This is a genomic window from Paenibacillus sp. ISL-20, from assembly GCF_018613005.1.
Lineage (GTDB): Bacteria > Bacillota > Bacilli > Paenibacillales > Paenibacillaceae > Paenibacillus_AQ.
The window spans coordinates 70233-88761 of sequence record NZ_JAGGRD010000023.1 but is presented as its reverse complement, the minus strand read 5'-3'; the positions used below and the strand labels follow the sequence as shown (position 1 = coordinate 88761).

Sequence of the window (18529 nt, the reverse complement as noted above, 5' to 3'; positions counted from 1 at the left end):
TCAGGCAGATTGCAATTGTCATGCTGAGCACCTTGGCGCCTCTCATGGCATAATACCTCCTCGAATTGAAGCATCCGAGCGATAGTATGCCGCGTACCCGCCAATTTCATCCTATAAATTTACGAGGAACCCGGATTCAAGAAACTGTATACAATAAGGTAAAAGGCAAACAAGATGAAGGCGACGGCAATCAGGGCCATCCCCTTCCTCAGTCTTGGCGGTATCTTATCCCGGTACATGATCATGACGGCACCGAGACTGAACGCGAGAATAATGAAGATGACAATATTCGTATAATCCATGCTCTACACCTGCTTAAAAGCAGCCATCATTTCTCTCCACTCATCTTCCCGGCCTTCAAAATCTGCTTTGGGGAAACGGTTTTGAGCCCAGTGCATCAAGGCTGGCCGACTCATAAAGGTATGGGTCTCTTCGCCCCACTGGTCAGAAATTTCGCGTAGAACGATGTACCGGCCCTGAACTTCAACCGTCATCATGTTCCACTTGTCTTTTTTGTATATTTCATGTTTTTTGATCATATGCATTCTCCGTTTGCTACTTAGGCTTTTGGGTAAATGATAACGCACTCGTGGGCGTAAAAGCAAATAATCTTCTGTTAAATAGTGGTTCGAAAAAAGCCCCTTAGGGCGAATTGACGGATTGCATTGTCAGAAAACATGGGATATAATATGGATATTCGCCATAGATGGCGGTATTTTTAGGAGGTTGTTCATTTGAAAGGTACAGTTAAATGGTTTAACGCAGAAAAAGGTTACGGCTTCATTTCCGTTGAAGGTGGCGAGGATGTATTCGTACACTTCTCCGCAATTCAAGAAGAAGGCTTCAAGAGTTTGGAAGAAGGTCAAGCGGTTGAGTTCGACATCACTGAAGGTAACCGTGGTCCTCAAGCAGCCAACGTAACAAAACTGTAAGTTAGCTCCCAATACGGAGATCTTATAGAATTACCAAGGCAGGAAGCACAGTTCTCGGTTTTGAGAACTGTGCTTTTTTGTATTCTGATGGGTCAAGCTATCGCATCAGCACAAGGGCAAGTACGGATGGATTATTGGTCCGTACTTGCCTTTATTGTTTTGGAGCAAGCGAGAAAAATCCAAGCGGATCCTCTAAGCGCTAATTCCGCCGACATTCATATCCTCCGGCTTGGCAAAGAGGTGCCGGTAAAGAAACCCGAGACCAGCGATAAAGGCCAGGAGGGCTGCAAGCTGGTAGAAGGCCGGTCTTCCTGCCGCTTCGAACAGCAAACCGCCGAAGGCTCCGCTGAGAAGTCCTGAAACGCTTGACCAGAAGATAATGAATAGAGCCATGCCGGTCGCGCGGTACTGCCAAGGAATGATCCTTGTAATATAACGCACGGCGGTTACATAGAACACGCCGAAGGTAATGCTGTGAAGCGACTGAACGGCGAGCACGGACAACGGATCAGCTGCAAGGGCCATGAGCAGGAAACGGAGCGCAAACATTAGGCTTGCAAAGGTCAGCAGCGGCAGCTCCTTCATCTTGTCGCCATACTTGCTCAGCAGGAAGAAAATCGGGATCTCGCTGCCAGCCGAGACCATTAAGGACCAGCCGATGAGTCCTTCGCCCGCACCGAGCTCGGATAAGGTAAGCGTAAGAAAGGCTTCATTCATACGGTGGGCGATGGCAAGGCAGAACGTGCAGCCGAAGAACCACAATATTTCTTTGGAACGCAATATTTTGAGGAGGGCTCCCAACTCAACAGGCTCTGACTTGACAGCAACTCCGTCGCGGAGAAGAAACGAGCAGAGCAGTGTGAACACGCCGATTCCAATGCCGATCGCGAGTGTGGCCGATGCGCCTGCAGCACCGATGGCATATCCAATGGCAAGCGCGAAGAACGCATAGCCGAGTGAGCCGAATACGCGAATGACGGTAAAGCTGCGTCCGTACCTCTGTGCCGTTTGGATGGCCATCGTATCCGCCAGGGGATAGACCGGATAGTAGAAAAAATAAAACAGACTGATCGTAAACAATACAACGCCGAAGCTTGCAACCTGCCACAACACAAGCATCGTGACAAGCTGTCCAATAATCAGAATGTTCATGATCCGTTTGATGGTCCGGTATTTGTCGCTCGTGTAACTCCACATCATATTGGAGAACATGGATATAAGCGGGCCGATGGCATACAGATAACCGATCTGCGCGCTGCTGAAGCCGATTTCTTTGAAATATAGCGGGAAATAGGAAATGACGAGGGCTGTCGTGCCAAAAATCGTAAACATAAAGGCGCGCAGCCAATTCTGATCCGGTCTGGGCGTAGCGGGAAGTTTCATGCTGGGGATCTCCGTTCTTTTCATGAGCCCGTATAGATAACGCTATTTGTGAGGTTCATGGTCTGTTATTCAGCTCCGACTAGTATATAACATATCGCAGGATGGAGATAGATGGATTATAGGACGCGTTCAACTACCATACGCCGTCAATGATTTGTGTTATTTGTGCAAAATGAACGATCATATTATAATAGGTTTGATTTGGATAGGTATAAAAAGACAACCATGTGGAGGCAGAGTTCATTGAATAATCAAGAGCTAAGCCGTAAAGTTCCGCGCAGTCCGGTCGGGCTGATGAGCCGGGTGTATAAATTCATACTTCCGGAAGTGCGGATCGAATTGGAGAAGTGGCGCCGGGAGGCTGAGCAAATTCCGGATGAGGAGCTACGAAAGCAGGCACTGGCCAGTATAGATAACAAAAGATTTCACTGCCAGGGCGGTGCGGTGTATGCCGCAGCCAATCTGCCGGAGAAGCATATTCTCATTCCATTGATTGTAGCTTACCAGACAATTAGCGATTATCTCGATAATTTATGTGACCGCAGTACTTCGCTGGATCCAGCGGATTTCAGACAGCTCCATCAGTCGATGCTGGATGCCGTTACGCCTGAGACTGAGCCGGCCGATTATTACGCTCTCCGGACCGAAAGGGAGGATGGAGGTTACCTTCTCCGTCTTGTGCAGAAATGCCGGGATTGCATCAGTCAATTATCAGGATATGAAGCTGCAAAGCCCTACATAAGGGATTTGGCTGGGTTGTATACCGATTTGCAGGTACACAAGCACATCCATCCGGATAAGAGAGAAGCGGCATTGCTTGAATGGTGGTCCCAGCATGCTCATCGGACACCGCATCTGCGGTGGAACGAGTTTGCGGCTGCAACGGGATCAACCTTGGGTGTGTTCATGCTATTCTTGGCTGCAACTGATCCGTTTCTGGATGACGAGGATGCATCGTCCATTCATGCGTCTTATTTTCCGAATGTATGCAGTCTCCACATTATGCTGGATTATCTTATTGATCAAGACGAAGACAGGCTGGGTGGCGATCTGAACTTTTGTAATTATTACGAAGATGCCGATACGTTGCTGAACCGTATAGCTTCCATAGTTGAGTGGGCCCGGAAGGATGTCAGAACAATTCCCTCGACCCCTTTTCATCGTATGATCATTGAGGGGTTACTGGCGTTATATTTATCCGATCCAAAAGTCAGCGAGCAGCAGCTGGTTCGCTCCGTATCCAAACGTTTGATGAAGAAGAGTCCGATGACCCGGATCTTTTTCTACGTCAACAGCCGATGGATTCGTAAGCATAAAGCATGAGTGACATTGAAGGAGGAAACGAAACATGGCAGAGGTTAAAAAAATTGCAGTTCTTACAAGTGGTGGCGATTCCCAAGGGATGAACGCAGCGCTTCGCGCCGTTGTACGCAGCGGTATGTATTATGGTCTTGAAGTATATGGGATTCAGCGCGGTTACCAAGGACTTCTGGAGAACGATATTATTAAAATGGATCTTCGCAGCGTAGGGGATATCATCCAGCGCGGCGGCACAATCCTCCGTTCCGCCCGCTGTGAAGAATTCAAGACGGCGGAAGGGCAGCAGAAAGGTGCCGACATTCTGAATCAGCATGGCATCGACGGACTGGTCGTTATCGGAGGAGACGGCTCTTACCATGGGGCAAACAAGCTCAGTAAACTCGGAATCAAAACGATGGGCCTTCCAGGAACGATTGATAACGATATTTCCTTTACCGATTATACGATCGGCTTTGATACAGCCGTTAGCGTCGTTGTAGACGCCGTTAATAAACTGCGCGACACAATGTCTTCCCATGCTCGCTCGTCCGTTGTAGAGGTTATGGGACGCCACTGCGGCGACATTGCGCTCCATGCAGGTCTTGCATCAGGCGCAGAGACCATTCTGGTGCCGGAAGTAGAGTATAACCTTGATGAAGTGGCAGCCCGCTTGCGCGAGAATTTTGCAAAAGGCAAACGTCACAGTATCATCATCGTAGCGGAAGGCGTTGGACGCGGCGAGGACATCGTATGTGATCTTAAAGAGTGCCATGCCTCAATCGATGCACGAGTAACGGTGCTCGGACATATCCAGCGCGGTGGAGCTCCGACTCCGTTTGACCGCAACCTGGCCAGCCGTCTTGGCGATTTTGCGGTTCGCAGTCTGATTGACGGCCAATCCGATAAAGGATGCGGCATCATCAAGGGCGAGCTGGTCCTCACGGATATTGACAAGGTTGTTAACACGAAGAAAGAATTTAACCGTGAGCTTTACGATTTGGCATTGCGATTGTCCCAATAAATTTAGGCTGCTGCCTAATTTTGATGATAAGCAAAAAGACCGTCTCTCATTGCAGAACGCATTCTGCATGGAGTCGGTCTTTTTTTAAGAAGGTACGTCGATAGACTTTTAGGATACGGATCGGGATGGAGCATCTACCTGGCGTGTGTACTTGCGTTGAACTTTGACCAGACGCATAAGCATCAGGGCAGCGCCGACGGCAAGGCCTGTGATTAATCCGATCCAGTAGCCGAAGGCTTGCCAATCGGTGTAGTTGGCGAGCACATATCCTACAGGCAGGCCAATGACCCAGAAAGACAGAAAAGCGAGCATGAAAGCGACATTCACGTCTTTATAACCTCGCAGCGCTCCTTGAGTCGGCGTGGCGATCGCGTCCGAGATCTGGAAGAAAATTGCGAACAGCAGGAACTGCTGGATCAGCGCCACGACTGCAGGCTCGTTAGAATATAATCCGGCGACCTGTCTGCCGGCAATAAACAGGATGACCGCCGTGATCAGCGATAGGATAACGGCTGTGCTAATGCCAAGTTTAGCGTACTTCCAGGCATCCTTCATGCGTCCAGAGCCGGCCTCGAAGCCTACAAGGATCGTCAGACTCATGCATATGCTTAACGGCAGCATATACAGTGTCGTAGCGAAATTCAGGGCCGCTTGGTGTGCGGCAATGGTCGCCGTATCAAAGCTGCTCATAAGCAGCGTCACCGCTGCGAAGACGGCGGTCTCGAGGAAGATGGAGAACCCGATCGGCACGCCGATTTTTAACAGGCTTTTCCATGCGCTCAAGGAAACACCTTGAAGCTGCCTGAAGATGCTGAATGAAGAGAAGGGCTGATTTTTATGGATGATTACGATCGCGATGATGAGAACAGTCCAGTATGTAATCGCAGAAGCGATGCCGGCACCTACGCCTCCCATTCTTGGAAAGCCCCAGAATCCATAAATGAAGAGAGCGTTCAAGCTTACGTTCACCGGCAGGGTAATCAGCGTGATCACCATGGAAATTTTAGTTTGCCCAAGGGCATCGATAAAGCTGCGGAGCACGGTGTATGCGAACAGCGGGATGATGCCAATCGATATGGCGGCGAGAAACTGGGAAGCAATCCGCCGAACTTCCGGCTCCAGGCTCATGGCTCCGAGAATGCCCGGTACAACGGCATACCCGATCGCAAGTACGACGATGGCGAGTAAGATGGACAGCCAGAGCGCCTGGTTCACTTGGTAAGCGACTTTATTTTCCTGTCGCCCGCCAACGAGCTGTGAAACGATGGGGGTTATCCCCATTAGAATTCCGCTAAGGCCGGTTTGGACCGGGATCCAAATGCTTGTAGCGATAGCTACGCCTGCCAAGTCGGCCGAGCTGAATTTTCCGGACATGTTGGTGTCAAAAAAAGTAATGGCCGATAAGGCTAGCTGCGTAATCAGAATAGGGATCAGAATGATCGCGAATTGCTTCAGCTTTCCCCGTGTTGTTGTGGTCGGTTGCATGTGCGTTTGTGCCTTTCTTATTGTAGTTTTTATGACGCTGTCCCCATATTGTAGGGTCCTGCTATGGATGGGAACAATAACTGGCTTATTGAGCGGCGAGCCAGAACTCAACCGGCGGTTGAATTGGAGCACGTCAATTTCAAAGATTGAGGGGTGAAACCAGTCCTATCCATCATCATAGCATCTGCTGTCAAGAGAGTTCACCGAACGGTTTGAACGTAGAAAAGGCCGGCCCTGTTGTTGGCCGACCCTTTGCGACTGATAATTGAATTATTTATGAGTGACGCCTTCCGTATAACGGTTGGAAGCATTCCAGAGTAAATACTCATCGACGTTTGTATCTTTGAGGGCGCGAATCTGCTCCTCGATTTCCTTTTTGCCGTACTTGGCGTAATTTCCGCTTCCGAGCCAACTCGCGGTAAAATCCTGAATCCAAGGCCGAATGATCGGTTTTTGATCTCCCAGCTCATCCAGCTTTTTGTGGGTAGCTTCCATGGAGCCTTTGATGGTCTGGTAAGGAGCCTTATCCGGTACAGGGGAGCCAAACCAGCCTGCCGTGTAATGGCTAGGGTATACCATCGGACTGATGATGTCGACGTTCTTGGAAATTTTGACGAAGTCTTGGCCGATCCCTTCTGCCGCGGGTACCGAAGCAGCATATCCGAAGATGTCAACGGATACGCGTATGCCGAGCGGTGCTAGTTCTTCCCGGGCATATTGTACAAAGTCGGATACCACGTCCACGCGTGATCGATCCGTCTTGGTATATTTCAGGGAATCGGCGCGTTTCTCGAAGCCCTCCGGAAAACGGACATAATCAAACTGGATTTCCTTGAATCCAAGTTTTGCAGCTTCCTTGGCGATTTCGATGTTGTAATCCCAAACCTCTTTGCTGTACGGGTTCACGAAGCTGTCGCCCCCGCCATTGGTCCAGACGCTGCCGTCTCCTTTACGGAAGGAAAGCTCCGGGTTTTTCTTGGCAAGAATCGTATCCTTGAACACGACAATTCTGGCGATCGGATAAATATCGTGTTTCTCCAGCCGCTTCATCAATTGCTTGATGTCTTTGATAAAAGGCTGAGATTTACCGAGTTCCTTCAGCTTCGGATTCTCGGTTTTGTACGTTATGTATCCTTCATCGTCCTTGATGTCAATGACCATGGCATTGAGATCGGTCTTGTCCATAAGATCCACGAGTTGATTCATTCTGGAGCCGCCTGCGCTATAAGCCGTTACATAAATGCCCTTGACTTTAGGCGCTTCAATCTGCGGATCGATCTCTGTTGTGTTTGATTTGATACCGCTGTGGCCCTGACCTTGGTTGTTGTTTTGGTGCATGCCCTGAATCATAGCGGTATTTAATGAAGCCCGAAGTTTGGCGGTAAGGCTGTTATCTTGCGGACTGGAACCGCCGAAGCCCGCGGACGCTAAGATGAATAAAGCCAAGATGATATTCATAATTACTCTCTCCCTTGTGTACATTCACATCATGATTATAAAGGAACGGATGCCTTCAAAAAGAACAGGATTGTTACAATCGACAATAAATTGGAAACGGGGGTAAGCGTACCTAGTTCATTAAACGGGTCAAGGGTGTTTTAAACGCTAAATATCGACATTTCTCGGCGCTGTCTGTGAACAACTTATGAACATGGGAAGTGACTAGCATCGGAAATAATGAGCATAAGAAGGAGGATAGCGTTTATTTGCAGCTTTATCTGCATGGTGGGGAACAACGTGCTTATAGAATTTGCATTTCTCCATAAAAAAATGCCGTTATTCACCGGTGGATTTTACCGGTGAATAACGACACTTGTCGTGCGATATTCATGTGTTGCATTAAAATTAATGAAGCGGCGTTTGATTCTGATGCTCGCAAATGCTGAACTGAATGATTTCAAGAGCATCCTCCTGCTCCAGAATACTCAGCCCGTCCCTTAGAACAATCATGGAATTTAGTTCCTTCTGTCTAAAGAACGCTATCATTTCCGGGAACCACTTCATGACGATTTGTGACAATTTTACCGTTTCCATTTCCATAAAAATCACCCTTTCCTTCCAAATTGGTTAGGCAGGACGTTCTTTTGTAAAACGGAAAAACAATTAAAATTGGGCCAAAGCGATGCCCGGGAAACAGATCTCATGAATATTGTAGGAACCGCACATAAATATTATACCACATATTTACCAACCCCTCACAGGTGGTAAATATTTAGTTCTTGCGGAATTGACCCATGACAGCCGTGGTTTCCACGATATTAACAAAGGCCAGGGGGTCTGTTTCTGTAATAATTTGTTTTAGCTCAGCCAGCTCATATCGCGTCGTGACCGTCATAAGCATATCCTTTTCTTTATGACTGAAGGCTCCCTCGGTTTTGATCTTGGTTATGCCGCGGGGGCGCTTGAGCAGCTTCTCCAGCAGGGCCTCCGTCTGGTTCGTGACAATAAAGACGGTAACCTTGATATGACTGACGTGGAGCATATCCACCATTTTTCCAGCAACATAGATGGAAGCCATCGAGGCGAGGGCCAGGTTCCAGTCGTCTTCCAAATAAGCAACCGCCATAATGACGATGGCGTTCAGCGTCACGAGTACACTTCCAACGGGGAAGTCCCGATATTTCGTAACGAGGGAGCCGATGATATCAAAGCCCCCGGTGGAACCGCCAACCCGAAAGGAGAGGCCGGTGCCGAATCCGACAAGCACGCCGCCGAAAACGGAGGAGAGCAGCATATCGGTTGCAACCGGAGTAACCGGAATGAACTCAAGGAACAGGGTAGTAACGATAACCGAGAGCACGCTGAGACCAACAAACCTTTTGCCGAGCTTGAACCAACCGGTTATTAGAATCGGGATATTAAGCACAAAATACATGATGCTGATATTTAGCGGCGTGAAATAGCCGATAATCATAGCCACGCCGGAAACGCCACCGCTAAGCAGATGATGGGGAATCAGAAACAAATTAAATCCGCCGGCGATAATGATGCCGCCGAACACGATCGCGAAATAGGTCCATAGACGCTTCAACATAGGAATCACCTCCCGGTTATTATGACTTCTTTAAGCTTGCTGGTATTCCAGAAATGTTTTGTGATATAATGTATTGGATATTCTTGAGTAGTCCGTTACATTGATAACTTTGCAAGCTTATCAGGATGATTATACATTATCCAGTCAACATACTGGTGATAAGAGAAATATACCGGTTCACCTCGTGCAGAAAATCCTGCTGGCCGGGAAAGCCTATAAACGTTACCACTACTTAAGAATACAGAGAAGAAAGTGGAAGTCCACAGTATAGAAGGAGTATGAACCTATTGAAAAATTTCGCAGATTTTGGCTTGGAGCCGCGCGTGCTGCAAGCAATTACTGAACTTGGCTTTGAGGAAGCCACACCGATCCAATCCCAATCGATTCCGATTGCTCTTATCGGCAAGGATATGATTGGACAAGCACAGACGGGTACGGGTAAGACAGCAGCATTCGGCCTTCCTCTTATCCACAAGATCGCCAAGGAAGAGGAACGTATCGTCGCTCTCATTATGACACCGACCCGTGAACTTGCCATCCAGGTTGCTGAAGAAATCGGCAAACTGTCCCGCTTTAAAGGAATCCGTTCCTTGGCTATTTATGGTGGACAGGATATCGGTCGTCAGATCCGCGCTTTGAAAAAGAAGCCTCAAATTATTATCGGTACACCAGGTCGATTACTTGACCACATCAACAGAAAAACCATTCGTCTTGATGATGTCCAAACCGTTGTACTCGATGAAGCGGATGAAATGCTGGATATGGGCTTCATGGAAGACATCCAGTCGATCCTTAAGCTTGTTCCTGAAGAACGTCAAACACTGCTGTTCTCCGCAACTATGCCAGCTAACATTCAGAAACTGGCTTCTCAGTTCCTGAAAGACCCTGAGCATGTATCCGTTATTCCTAAGCACGTTAGTGCACCTCTGATTGATCAAGCGTACATTGAAGTTCCTGAGCGTCAAAAGTTTGAAGCGCTGAGCCGCCTTCTGGATATGGAATCGCCTGAGCTTGCGATTGTATTCGGACGCACGAAGCGCCGGGTAGACGAACTGGCAGAAGCCCTGCAAAAACGCGGTTACTCTGCAGACGGTCTCCATGGTGACCTTTCTCAGCATCAACGTGATACCGTTATGCGTAAATTCCGTGACGGCAGCATTGATGTTCTCGTAGCGACAGATGTGGCTGCACGTGGTCTCGACGTATCGGGCGTTACCCATGTTGTGAACTTTGACTTGCCGCAAGATCCGGAAAGTTATGTACACCGTATTGGACGTACAGGCCGTGCTGGTAAAGAAGGTACAGCTTGGTCCTTCGTAACTCCTCGTGAGATGGATCATCTGTACTTCATCGAGCGTGTGACTCGTCACCGTATTCCACGCAAGCCGTTGCCAACGATTGCCGAAGCGATTGAAGGCAAACAACGTATCATCGCTGAACGTGTCCTTGAAATTATTGAGCAAGGTGAATTGACCGAGTATAAAGGTCTTGCCATTCAATTGCTGGAACAATACGATTCCGTACAATTGCTGGCAGCTGCAATGAAAATCCTTACTGGAGACAAGAAGGAAGGATCCGATATTCACTTGACTCCGGAAGATCCAATCCGCGCAAAACGCCGGAAGCCGGACATCCGCAATGGCCGCAAGCCAAGCGGCGGCTATGGTGGCCGCAGCAGCGGCGGCGGATATCGCCGTGATGGTGGAAGCGGAAGTGGCAGCGGTGGTAACCGTGGCGGCTACTCCAAAGGCGGATACAACCGTGATGGCGGCGGCAGCAGTTATGGCAACCGCGAAGGCGGTGGCTACAACCGTGACCGCAACAATAGCGGTGACCGTAAACCGCGTTCCTACAGCGGCGGCGAACGTCGCCCTAACCGGAGCGGAGACGAATAATATTAACGGCTAACTCCTTTGACAGAAGTAACCGAACACAAAAAGACGAAGCAGCTGCACGCTAGTGGAGCCGCGCTTCGTCTTTTATTTATGTTTAAAGGGGATGCACCCAGGGTGCATCCCCTTTAAACTTGCAGTTTTAGATCAATAACAGCTGATCTGTTTCACTGAATGATTCAAGGAGTCATTAGATATAGAATGTGCTGAGAATAATTACAAGGAGAATGAAAAGAACCAGGACAATACCAACATTTCCTCCGTAGCCGTAACCGCCGCCACCTTCACAAGACATACATAATCCCTCCTCTTTTAATTTGGAAATTCAAGCTTGTTGAACGGATTACGAGATATCGTATGGAAAAACGATGGCGCTGGATTGGACATTCACCCAGGGGCGTATAAATTAGGCTCTGGCAATGCATGTACAAAATAAGGTATATTAATAGATACATGCATGATTTGAGTGAGGAGGAAACGGATTTGGAAATGAAAGGAGCCATGGGTGGCTTATACAAGCTCACCGAGTGGATTACCCGTATTGCTTTTTCGAACATCTTGTGGGTTATTTGTACATCGCCTTTCCTGTTTATTATTCTGACCAAATTCCTAATGGCCGTTCAGACACCGGATGCGCATAATGAGCAGCTGCTGTCTAACTGGGTTCTCGGAATATTATCACCGTTTGTTCTGTTTCCGGCTACGGCGGCTTTATTTACCGTTGTACGTAAGTGGGTCATGGGCAATCCGGACGTGTCCGTATTCAAAACGTTTTTTAAGGGTTATAAGGAAAATTACAAGCAGAGCATGATCGGTGGCATTTTTTATACGCTGCTGTTCGTGATTATGTATGTGGATTACACGGTTTATATGACGCAGCTTGATGGTTTCCAGCTTGTCGGCATTGTGATGCTCGTGCTGCTTATCGTGCTGTTTGTCTCCCTGTTTAATTTCTTCTCCATGACGGTTCATTATGAGATGAAAACGTTGCAGCTGTTGAAAAATGCGGTACTGCTGACATTGATTCGCCCGTTCCGGGTATTTTCGACATTGATCGGAAGCGCTGTCTTGGCATATATCGGCACGCAGATGCCGGTGCTGTTTGTGTTCTTCCTGTTCTGCCTCATGGCATTGTTCGCGTTCTTTAACTTCTATGCTACCTTTACCAAAATGCAGGAACAGCAGGAGAAGATGAAGAAAGCCGAGGAAGAGGAGTCTGAAACCGAACAAGCTCTTCTGGAAAGCATGGATGCTGCCCAAAAGGGAAAGAATGGATCTAAACCTTAATAATGCGAGGTTTACTTTTCCGGCAAAACCCCCTATAATAAGACTACATCCTGCGATGTTCGTTTCGGTTTTCCGTTGTTTTGAACCAATGACGATGTCTAGGGAGATCTATACGTAATCGTGGCTGAAATGCCCTGTCTATATGACAAGGGGAATTCATAAGCGGTTCTGCGGTCACCCACCTGCTAATGCAGGTTCGAAGACAATGTTTACCGGACGGCATAGGCGGGTTTCGTTAAACCAATGAATGGGCACCTCTTTCATTTCGAATTCGAAGTGAAAGAGGTGCCTTTTTGCTATATATAAAGGTTTGCTGAAAGCATAAACAATGTTAAACTAGAGTATGGATGGAACGGTCATTTATAAAGGAGGAACGGTCTTTGTCATTAAAACGAGTTCTAATTGGTATCGTGCGCAGCTATGACGGCACAAGCGACCGTGCTAAAGATCCCAAGCTGAAGACGCGTTATTACAATCTTTCAAAAGAAAAGTGTTTTGAAGAGGTTTCCTCGACACTAAAAAAAATTCCGGGTTACAAAGTTTTGCATGAGGTTAAATCCGTGGGAGAAATCACGCTCGAGAAACGAACCTCGTTTGGACGTACACTGGACATTACCGTATCCGTGCTTGGCATCAGTCCGGTTCGCAGCGCAGTTGATATGTATTCGGCGTCCCGCGGTTCTCTAGGGGATCTGGGAGCGAACTATCGGGTTATCTTGAACTTGTACGCGGTTCTGGATAAAAAACTGAGCAAGTATAAAGTGGATGCTTAGTAGAATAAGAAAAAGCGGGAGAGCTGCTCTCCCGCTTTTTAAAAGTGTGCAGTGTATGTAGCCTTTGGCGTGTTACCGCAAAGATTTTACTGCATCGATCGCGGCTTCGTAATTCGGGTGCTCCGACATTTCACCAAGGTATTCTACATAGGTGATGGTATCGTTAGTATCCACGACGAAGATCGAACGCATGTCGAGCTGGAATTCCTTAATGAGCACGCCATACGCTTCACCGAAAGAACGCGATTTATAGTCGGACAGTGTAATGACCCGGTCAACGCCTGCAGCTCCGCACCAGCGAGCTTGGGCGAACGGAAGGTCGGCACTGATCGTAAGGATCACCACATCATCGCCCAGACCAGCGGCTTCTTCGTTGAAACGGCGCGTCTGTGCGTCGCATACCCCGGTGTCGAGGGATGGAACGACACTGATTAGCTTGATTTTACCGGCATAATCCTTAAGAGATGCGTCTTCGAGCAGGTTTTTGCTCACTGTAAAATCCGGCGCGGCATCACCAGCCTTGAGCTGTGGTCCGATGAGTGTAATAGGATTGCCTTTGAAAGTGGCAGCTCCTGAACGTTCTTGAGCCATGAGAAATCTCCTCCTTGGATATCAAAGTTTGGTGATCAGGTTCATGGTACATTATAATCTTTTTAAAAAGGGAATGTCCACTAAGGGGCATCCCTGGCCTGATTTAGGATGAGGAGGATGCTATGATATTCGTACGTTATGAAAATTGGAAAAGTTACTTGCGTTATTATCCCGTTACATCGCTGCTGCTCGTGATCAACCTGGTGATGTTTGCGATCACTTCCTTTGACGGCGGTTCCAGAAATCCGGTTACGCTGCTGAAATATGGAGCTTTGTCGGATTTGCCGCAATTCGTTGACCAGGCATGGAGATACTTTACGGCGATGTTCCTGCATAACGGATTTGATCATTTATTATTCAACAGCTTTGCACTGCTGGTATTTGTTCCCCCGCTGGAGAGAATCATGGGGAGTTGGAAGTTTGCCATCCTGTATCTGCTCAGCGGTGTTCTCGGTAATGTAATCGGATTGGCTTATTATGAGCGCATGGAGAGCTATACCTTCCTTGTAGGCGCGTCAGGAGCCATTTACGGAGCTTATGGCGCTTATTTGTACATCGCCCTGTTCCAGCGGCATGTCATGGATGAGTCGTCCCGCAAGACGCTGTTCACCCTGCTTATTTTGGGGATTCTGTTCTCGTTTACCCCAGGGGTCAGCCTTGTAGCACATGTCGGCGGATTGGTAGGCGGATTTTTCCTCTACGGTCTCATGATTCGATTATTTAAACGTCGAACATAATCGGACCTTAGAGGGGTCTGTTATAATAGAATTGGATGATTTGATAAAGTCTTCAAGTCTTCTAGGGAATAAGAATGGAGCGATAAAAGGCGTGGAATTACGACAGTTGCAATACTTTGTAAAGGTTGCGCAAAAGGAACACGTTACCCAAGCGGCAGAAGAACTTCATGTGGCTCAGTCAGCCGTCAGCCGTCAAATACATCAGTTGGAAGAAGAGCTTGGTGTTAATTTGTTCATGCAAAAAGGACGGAATCTGCAGTTAACCCCGGTAGGTCAGCTTTTTTGCAAACGGGTGGAGAGCATTATGAAGGACTTGGACCGTGCGGTCGTCGAGATACATGAATTTCTGGACCCGGAGCAGGGGGAGATCCGCATCGGATTCCCACACAGCCTGGGCATCCATTTGATTCCGTCCATTGTGGCTGAATTCCGGAAGAAATACCCGAACGTGAAGTTCCGGTTCAAGCAGGGGATGTTCCCGACTTTGATCCGGGACGTGGTTGGGGCTGAAGTGGATTTGGCATTTGTGTCGCCGTTTCCGGATCGTCATGATCAAGTGGACGGAGATATCGTCTTGACAGAGGAGTTGTTTGCGATCCTGCCGCCGAATCACCCGCTTGCGGGGGAGCAGTCCATCAAGCTGGAGCAGTTGAAAGAGGAGCGCTTTGTGCTGTTCAGCAAAGGCTACTCCTTGCGTCCGATTGTGTGGCATGCCTGCCTGGAAGCCGGGTTCACGCCGAAAATTGCTTTTGAAGGCGAGGAAACGGATACGATCCGCGGGTTGGTTGCAGCCGGTATGGGGGTCAGCCTGCTTCCTGAAATGGCGCTATTCCAGACGAATCCGCTGCAGCCGGCACGCGTCCGGATCTCGGAGCCGAAGGTAACGCGTTCCATCGGTCTGATTCACCGCGCGGACGAGAAGCTGCCACCGGTTGCGCAAGCCTTCCGTGCGTTTCTGCTTCAATATTTTGGTATTGATCCGTCACCAAAAAAGGAAGGGAAAGCGGATTCCACATCAACTCCCTAACCTGGCTTCATTCATCAAGAATAACCTATATAAAAAGAGGGCTTTCCTTCTCCACCAAACCATGGTAGAGAGGAAAGCCCTTTGTTGTTACGCTTTATTGAATTATTCCCGGTTGCTCGTAAAGATCATGATATAACGGATCAGCTCAAGCAGAGAGATCAAGGCGGCAGCGACATAGGTCAGGGCTGCAGCGTTCAATACTTTAGCGACTCCGCGTTCTTCGTCATTGGCGATATAGCCTTCTTGAACCATCAGCTGACGGGCACGGTTACTAGCGTTAAACTCGACCGGCAGGGTGACGAGCTGGAAGGCAACGGCGCAAGAGAAGAAGAGAATGCCGAGACCGACCAGGTTCATGGCTTGGAACAGGAATCCGGCAATCAAGAGAAACGGAGCGATACCCGATGCGAAGTTTACGACCGGGAACATCTTGTGGCGGGCGACAAGCATCGGATAGTGCTCCGCATGCTGGATCGCATGGCCGACCTCGTGACAAGCGACGGAGACAGCCGAGATGCTACGTTCATAATAAACGGGCTCGGACAAACGCACAACACGTTTGGTCGGATCATAGTGGTCGGAGAGTGTGCCTGGCACCGGTTCAATTGGCACATCGTGGAGTCCGTTGGCATCCAGCATATGCCGGGCAGCATCGTATCCGGTCATGCCTGTGCTGTTCTCAACCTTGGCCCATTTGTTAAAGGTGCCTTTGACCCGGAACTGAGCCCAGAGCGAGAATATAAAAGCGATAATAATGAGAATAAACATCCAGTCAGAATACATATATCATACCCCCATACAAAGTTGTCGTTTGGTTCTTCACCATTACATCGAAGTGAACTGGTTCAACAAAATTTGAATCGACTCGATACAGGCAGCTCCTTTAGGAAGGATGTTAGCAAGTACTTCCCGGGCTTGACTTGGTTTTAATTCACGCAGAAGCGGGTTGAGTTCCTTCACATCCCGTTCCAGCTGTCTCATCTGTATTTCGAGCTTGGTTAGCTTCTCCGTCATTTCGGAATCATCGGGTACCGACTTCCAGCGATCCAGTCTCTCCTTAATCTCATCGAGAGTATATTTCTCTTGCTTTAACTGATTAATACGTTCGAGAGTGCTTAAGGTTTCAGAACTGTACAACCGGTAATTTTTTAACGTCCGTTTCTCAGGGGAGATTAAACCCAGCTTCGTATAATAGTCAATGGTTCTTTCGCTGATTCCGGCAACCTTGGCCAGCTCACCGATCCGGAAAAGGTTTCCTCTCGTGATCCCCATCATTCATCACCTCACAAGCTTTCATTGAATTGGACATTAATGAATGCATTTATATTTTCATTTTAATAGAAATATGATACATGATCATGAACCATACAGTCAAACGTCATAGTTGTGACAAAAAAACATGGATGTTTAGTCGTCTTTTTTAACTCTACATGATGTTAGACGATTTGCACTGAATGCATTTAATGTTAGATTATATTACACAAATGGTGTTTATCATGAAAAAAATCGTTGCAGATATTCATTCGCCCCCCTATAATGACAATATGAATTCAAGTTGATGTTATATTAATTAACATTAAGGGGAGTGTAAAACATGAACAAAAGATGGCTAGGTTTAATGGCGGGAGCAATCGCATTGCTTGCATTCCCGGCGAGCGCGTTCGCCGCTGATGGGGGAGCCACGAATATTGAATTAACGGCTGGTTTGAACTCCGTGTTCGTATTCTTGGCAGCATTGCTCGTATTCTTCATGCAAGCAGGGTTCGCACTGCTGGAAGCCGGATCGGTTCGTATGAAGAATGCAGGCCACGTTGCCGGTAAAACATTCCTGACCTTCGGCATTTCGATCGTCGCCTTCTGGGCGCTAGGATTTGGCCTGGCATTCGGTAACGGGAACAGCTTTTTCGGATTTGAAGGTTTTTTCTTAAGTGGTGACAATGCATCAGGCTCATTTGATTCCTTGTCCGCTTACGATGTGCCAACGACCATTATGTTTCTGTTCCATTTATCCTTTGCAGCCGTATCCTTGGCTATCGCTTGCGGCGGTATGGCCGAACGTGCGAAGCTTAGCGTTTATATCGTGTTCGGATTGCTGTTCACCATCGTGATTTACCCGATTGTTGCTCACTGGGTGTGGGGCGGCGGCTGGCTCGGGGCTCTGGGTATGCAGGACTTTGCCGGATCAACGGTCGTTCACTTGACAGGTGCTACAGCGGCGCTGGTGGCTACTGTTCTTCTGAAACCCCGACTTGGCAAATATAATAAGGACGGGAAGCCTAACAGCATCCCGGGTCACAACCAGGTTTTATCGGTACTCGGCGTGTTCATCATCTGGATTGGTTGGTTCGGATTTAATCCGGGCAGCACCATCTCCGCACTCACGGACGGCTTCTTCGGGTTTGTGGCTTTAAATACGAATATCGCAGCAGCGGCAGGTGCGCTTGCAGCGTTGCTAATCTCTTGGGCGGTTCTGGGCAAAGCGGATATACCCAGCATGCTGAACGGTATCCTTGCTGCATTTGTTGCCATCACAGGGGCTTGCGCATTCGTGGAACCTTGGGCGGCTGTCGTTATCGGTGCAGTAGCCGGTACGATTACCTTCTTTACGGCTCAGTGGTTTGACCGCAAAGGCATTGATGATCCTGTATATGCATTCTCTGTACATGGTATTGCCGGTATGTGGGGGGCCGTATCCACCGGTTTGTTCGCAGCACCGAGACTTGTTGAAATTACAGGTGTAGGCAAAGAAGGTTTGTTCTACGGCGGGGGCTTCGGTCAGCTTGGCGTTCAGCTTCTGGGGCTGGTCGGAACATTTGCATTCGTTCTCGTGATCTCATTCATCATTCTGTATATCATGAAAGTCACGATGGGTATTCGCGTAACGGAGGAAGAAGAATTGATGGGCCTTGATATCAGTGAACACGGAACTTACGGATATCCGGAGCAAATGAAACTTCTGGCGGAATCGGAAGGGAAGTCCTCTGAGTTTCGTTCCGGAGGCAAAGCGTTACCGGGAAGCGACACCGCATTATAAATACTAAACTCGAAATGGTTAATGAACATGTAAT

General features: G+C 48.3%; 20 protein-coding genes and 1 other RNA gene. 10 read left to right on the top strand and 11 right to left on the bottom strand.

Translation table 11 applies throughout. The features are described 5' to 3' along the window. Positions 1–119 precede the first annotated feature (119 nt). Positions 120–302 carry a hypothetical protein gene (locus tag J7E85_RS13835; RefSeq protein WP_076325723.1) on the bottom strand — a complete coding sequence of 61 codons (183 nt, stop codon included), beginning with the start codon at positions 300–302 and terminating at the stop codon, positions 120–122. Positions 303–305: 3 nt separating this feature from the next. After that, on the bottom strand, positions 306–539 hold the full coding sequence (locus J7E85_RS13830) for a hypothetical protein (protein ID WP_076325724.1): 234 nt from the start codon (positions 537–539) through the stop codon (positions 306–308). 195 nt (positions 540–734) lie between these two features. On the opposite strand from J7E85_RS13830, the gene J7E85_RS13825 reads away from it, so the two are divergent. Further along, positions 735–932 carry a cold shock domain-containing protein gene (locus J7E85_RS13825; protein WP_006211711.1) on the top strand — a complete coding sequence of 66 codons (198 nt, stop codon included), beginning with the start codon at positions 735–737 and terminating at the stop codon, positions 930–932. Between the two features lie 192 nt (positions 933–1124). Here the strand turns inward: J7E85_RS13825 and J7E85_RS13820 are convergent, their stop codons facing one another. Next, positions 1125–2315: an MFS transporter gene (locus J7E85_RS13820; RefSeq protein ID WP_215158648.1), complete on the bottom strand. Its 1191-nt coding sequence runs from the start codon at positions 2313–2315 to the stop codon at positions 1125–1127. A gap of 243 nt (positions 2316–2558) precedes the next feature. On the opposite strand from J7E85_RS13820, the gene J7E85_RS13815 reads away from it, so the two are divergent. Both J7E85_RS13815 and pfkA read left to right on the top strand, forming a co-directional pair. Further along, positions 2559–3638 carry a tetraprenyl-beta-curcumene synthase family protein gene (locus J7E85_RS13815; protein ID WP_251035704.1) on the top strand — a complete coding sequence of 360 codons (1080 nt, stop codon included), beginning with the start codon at positions 2559–2561 and terminating at the stop codon, positions 3636–3638. 25 nt (positions 3639–3663) lie between these two features. Beyond that, positions 3664–4635, top strand: a complete 972-nt coding sequence (gene pfkA, locus J7E85_RS13810; protein WP_098748019.1) for a 6-phosphofructokinase — start codon at positions 3664–3666, stop codon at positions 4633–4635. Positions 4636–4743: 108 nt separating this feature from the next. Here pfkA and J7E85_RS13805 read toward each other — a convergent pair whose 3' ends face one another. The 4 genes from J7E85_RS13805 to J7E85_RS13790 form a co-directional block, all read right to left on the bottom strand. Next, entirely contained in the window at positions 4744–6120 is a 1377-nt protein-coding gene (locus J7E85_RS13805) for an MATE family efflux transporter (RefSeq protein WP_215158645.1), read from the bottom strand. A 270-nt stretch (positions 6121–6390) separates the two neighbouring features. Next, entirely contained in the window at positions 6391–7578 is a 1188-nt protein-coding gene (locus J7E85_RS13800) for a putative glycoside hydrolase (protein WP_215158643.1), read from the bottom strand. 387 nt (positions 7579–7965) lie between these two features. Further along, positions 7966–8160, bottom strand: coding sequence for a hypothetical protein (locus J7E85_RS13795; RefSeq protein ID WP_215158641.1), 195 nt, complete (start codon positions 8158–8160; stop codon positions 7966–7968). A 172-nt stretch (positions 8161–8332) separates the two neighbouring features. Then, complete coding sequence (locus J7E85_RS13790; RefSeq protein WP_215158638.1) at positions 8333–9154, bottom strand: YitT family protein; 822 nt, start codon at positions 9152–9154, stop codon at positions 8333–8335. Positions 9155–9441: 287 nt separating this feature from the next. Between J7E85_RS13790 and cshA the strand changes: the two genes are divergently transcribed. Beyond that, on the top strand, positions 9442–11049 hold the full coding sequence (cshA, locus tag J7E85_RS13785; RefSeq protein WP_215158636.1) for a degradosome RNA helicase CshA: 1608 nt from the start codon (positions 9442–9444) through the stop codon (positions 11047–11049). Between the two features lie 187 nt (positions 11050–11236). On the opposite strand, the gene J7E85_RS13780 is transcribed toward cshA, so the two are convergent. Continuing rightward, positions 11237–11341, bottom strand: coding sequence for a YjcZ family sporulation protein (locus tag J7E85_RS13780; protein ID WP_215158634.1), 105 nt, complete (start codon positions 11339–11341; stop codon positions 11237–11239). 188 nt (positions 11342–11529) lie between these two features. Between J7E85_RS13780 and J7E85_RS13775 the strand changes: the two genes are divergently transcribed. The 3 genes from J7E85_RS13775 (at position 11530) to J7E85_RS13765 (ending at position 13106) form a co-directional block, all read left to right on the top strand. After that, positions 11530–12333, top strand: a complete 804-nt coding sequence (locus J7E85_RS13775) for a YesL family protein (RefSeq protein WP_215158632.1) — start codon at positions 11530–11532, stop codon at positions 12331–12333. 44 nt (positions 12334–12377) lie between these two features. Beyond that, a non-coding RNA gene (gene ssrS / locus J7E85_RS13770) (6S RNA) lies at positions 12378–12569 on the top strand. 144 nt (positions 12570–12713) lie between these two features. Then, positions 12714–13106, top strand: a complete 393-nt coding sequence (locus J7E85_RS13765; protein ID WP_006211699.1) for a DUF1499 domain-containing protein — start codon at positions 12714–12716, stop codon at positions 13104–13106. A gap of 72 nt (positions 13107–13178) precedes the next feature. On the opposite strand, the gene tpx is transcribed toward J7E85_RS13765, so the two are convergent. After that, on the bottom strand, positions 13179–13697 hold the full coding sequence (gene tpx, locus J7E85_RS13760) for a thiol peroxidase (protein WP_098748007.1): 519 nt from the start codon (positions 13695–13697) through the stop codon (positions 13179–13181). A 122-nt stretch (positions 13698–13819) separates the two neighbouring features. On the opposite strand from tpx, the gene J7E85_RS13755 reads away from it, so the two are divergent. Next, complete coding sequence (locus J7E85_RS13755; RefSeq protein ID WP_215158630.1) at positions 13820–14434, top strand: rhomboid family intramembrane serine protease; 615 nt, start codon at positions 13820–13822, stop codon at positions 14432–14434. Between the two features lie 91 nt (positions 14435–14525). Beyond that, positions 14526–15461 carry a glutamate biosynthesis transcriptional regulator GltC gene (gltC, locus tag J7E85_RS13750; protein WP_098748002.1) on the top strand — a complete coding sequence of 312 codons (936 nt, stop codon included), beginning with the start codon at positions 14526–14528 and terminating at the stop codon, positions 15459–15461. A gap of 102 nt (positions 15462–15563) precedes the next feature. On the opposite strand, the gene J7E85_RS13745 is transcribed toward gltC, so the two are convergent. Beyond that, complete coding sequence (locus J7E85_RS13745; RefSeq protein ID WP_215158628.1) at positions 15564–16244, bottom strand: zinc metallopeptidase; 681 nt, start codon at positions 16242–16244, stop codon at positions 15564–15566. Positions 16245–16286: 42 nt separating this feature from the next. Beyond that, positions 16287–16736, bottom strand: coding sequence for a MerR family transcriptional regulator (locus J7E85_RS13740; RefSeq protein WP_076325738.1), 450 nt, complete (start codon positions 16734–16736; stop codon positions 16287–16289). A 319-nt stretch (positions 16737–17055) separates the two neighbouring features. Here J7E85_RS13740 and J7E85_RS13735 point away from each other — a divergent pair, with 319 nt between their 5' ends. Further along, a complete protein-coding gene (locus J7E85_RS13735; protein WP_215158626.1) occupies positions 17056–18495 on the top strand; it encodes an ammonium transporter in 1440 nt (479 codons plus the stop codon). Positions 18496–18529 lie beyond the last annotated feature (34 nt).

Coding starts and splice junctions, on each gene's coding strand:
- J7E85_RS13835 (WP_076325723.1), bottom strand. CDS start 302: ATGGATTATACGAATATTGTCATCTTCATTATTCTCGCGTTCAGTCTC.
- J7E85_RS13830 (WP_076325724.1), bottom strand. CDS start 539: ATGATCAAAAAACATGAAATATACAAAAAAGACAAGTGGAACATGATG.
- J7E85_RS13820 (WP_215158648.1), bottom strand. CDS start 2,315: ATGAAACTTCCCGCTACGCCCAGACCGGATCAGAATTGGCTGCGCGCC.
- pfkA (WP_098748019.1), top strand. CDS start 3,664: ATGGCAGAGGTTAAAAAAATTGCAGTTCTTACAAGTGGTGGCGATTCC.
- J7E85_RS13805 (WP_215158645.1), bottom strand. CDS start 6,120: ATGCAACCGACCACAACAACACGGGGAAAGCTGAAGCAATTCGCGATC.
- J7E85_RS13800 (WP_215158643.1), bottom strand. CDS start 7,578: ATGAATATCATCTTGGCTTTATTCATCTTAGCGTCCGCGGGCTTCGGC.
- J7E85_RS13795 (WP_215158641.1), bottom strand. CDS start 8,160: ATGGAAATGGAAACGGTAAAATTGTCACAAATCGTCATGAAGTGGTTC.
- J7E85_RS13790 (WP_215158638.1), bottom strand. CDS start 9,154: ATGTTGAAGCGTCTATGGACCTATTTCGCGATCGTGTTCGGCGGCATC.
- J7E85_RS13780 (WP_215158634.1), bottom strand. CDS start 11,341: ATGTCTTGTGAAGGTGGCGGCGGTTACGGCTACGGAGGAAATGTTGGT.
- tpx (WP_098748007.1), bottom strand. CDS start 13,697: ATGGCTCAAGAACGTTCAGGAGCTGCCACTTTCAAAGGCAATCCTATT.
- J7E85_RS13755 (WP_215158630.1), top strand. CDS start 13,820: ATGATATTCGTACGTTATGAAAATTGGAAAAGTTACTTGCGTTATTAT.
- J7E85_RS13745 (WP_215158628.1), bottom strand. CDS start 16,244: ATGTATTCTGACTGGATGTTTATTCTCATTATTATCGCTTTTATATTC.
- J7E85_RS13740 (WP_076325738.1), bottom strand. CDS start 16,736: ATGATGGGGATCACGAGAGGAAACCTTTTCCGGATCGGTGAGCTGGCC.
- J7E85_RS13735 (WP_215158626.1), top strand. CDS start 17,056: ATGAACAAAAGATGGCTAGGTTTAATGGCGGGAGCAATCGCATTGCTT.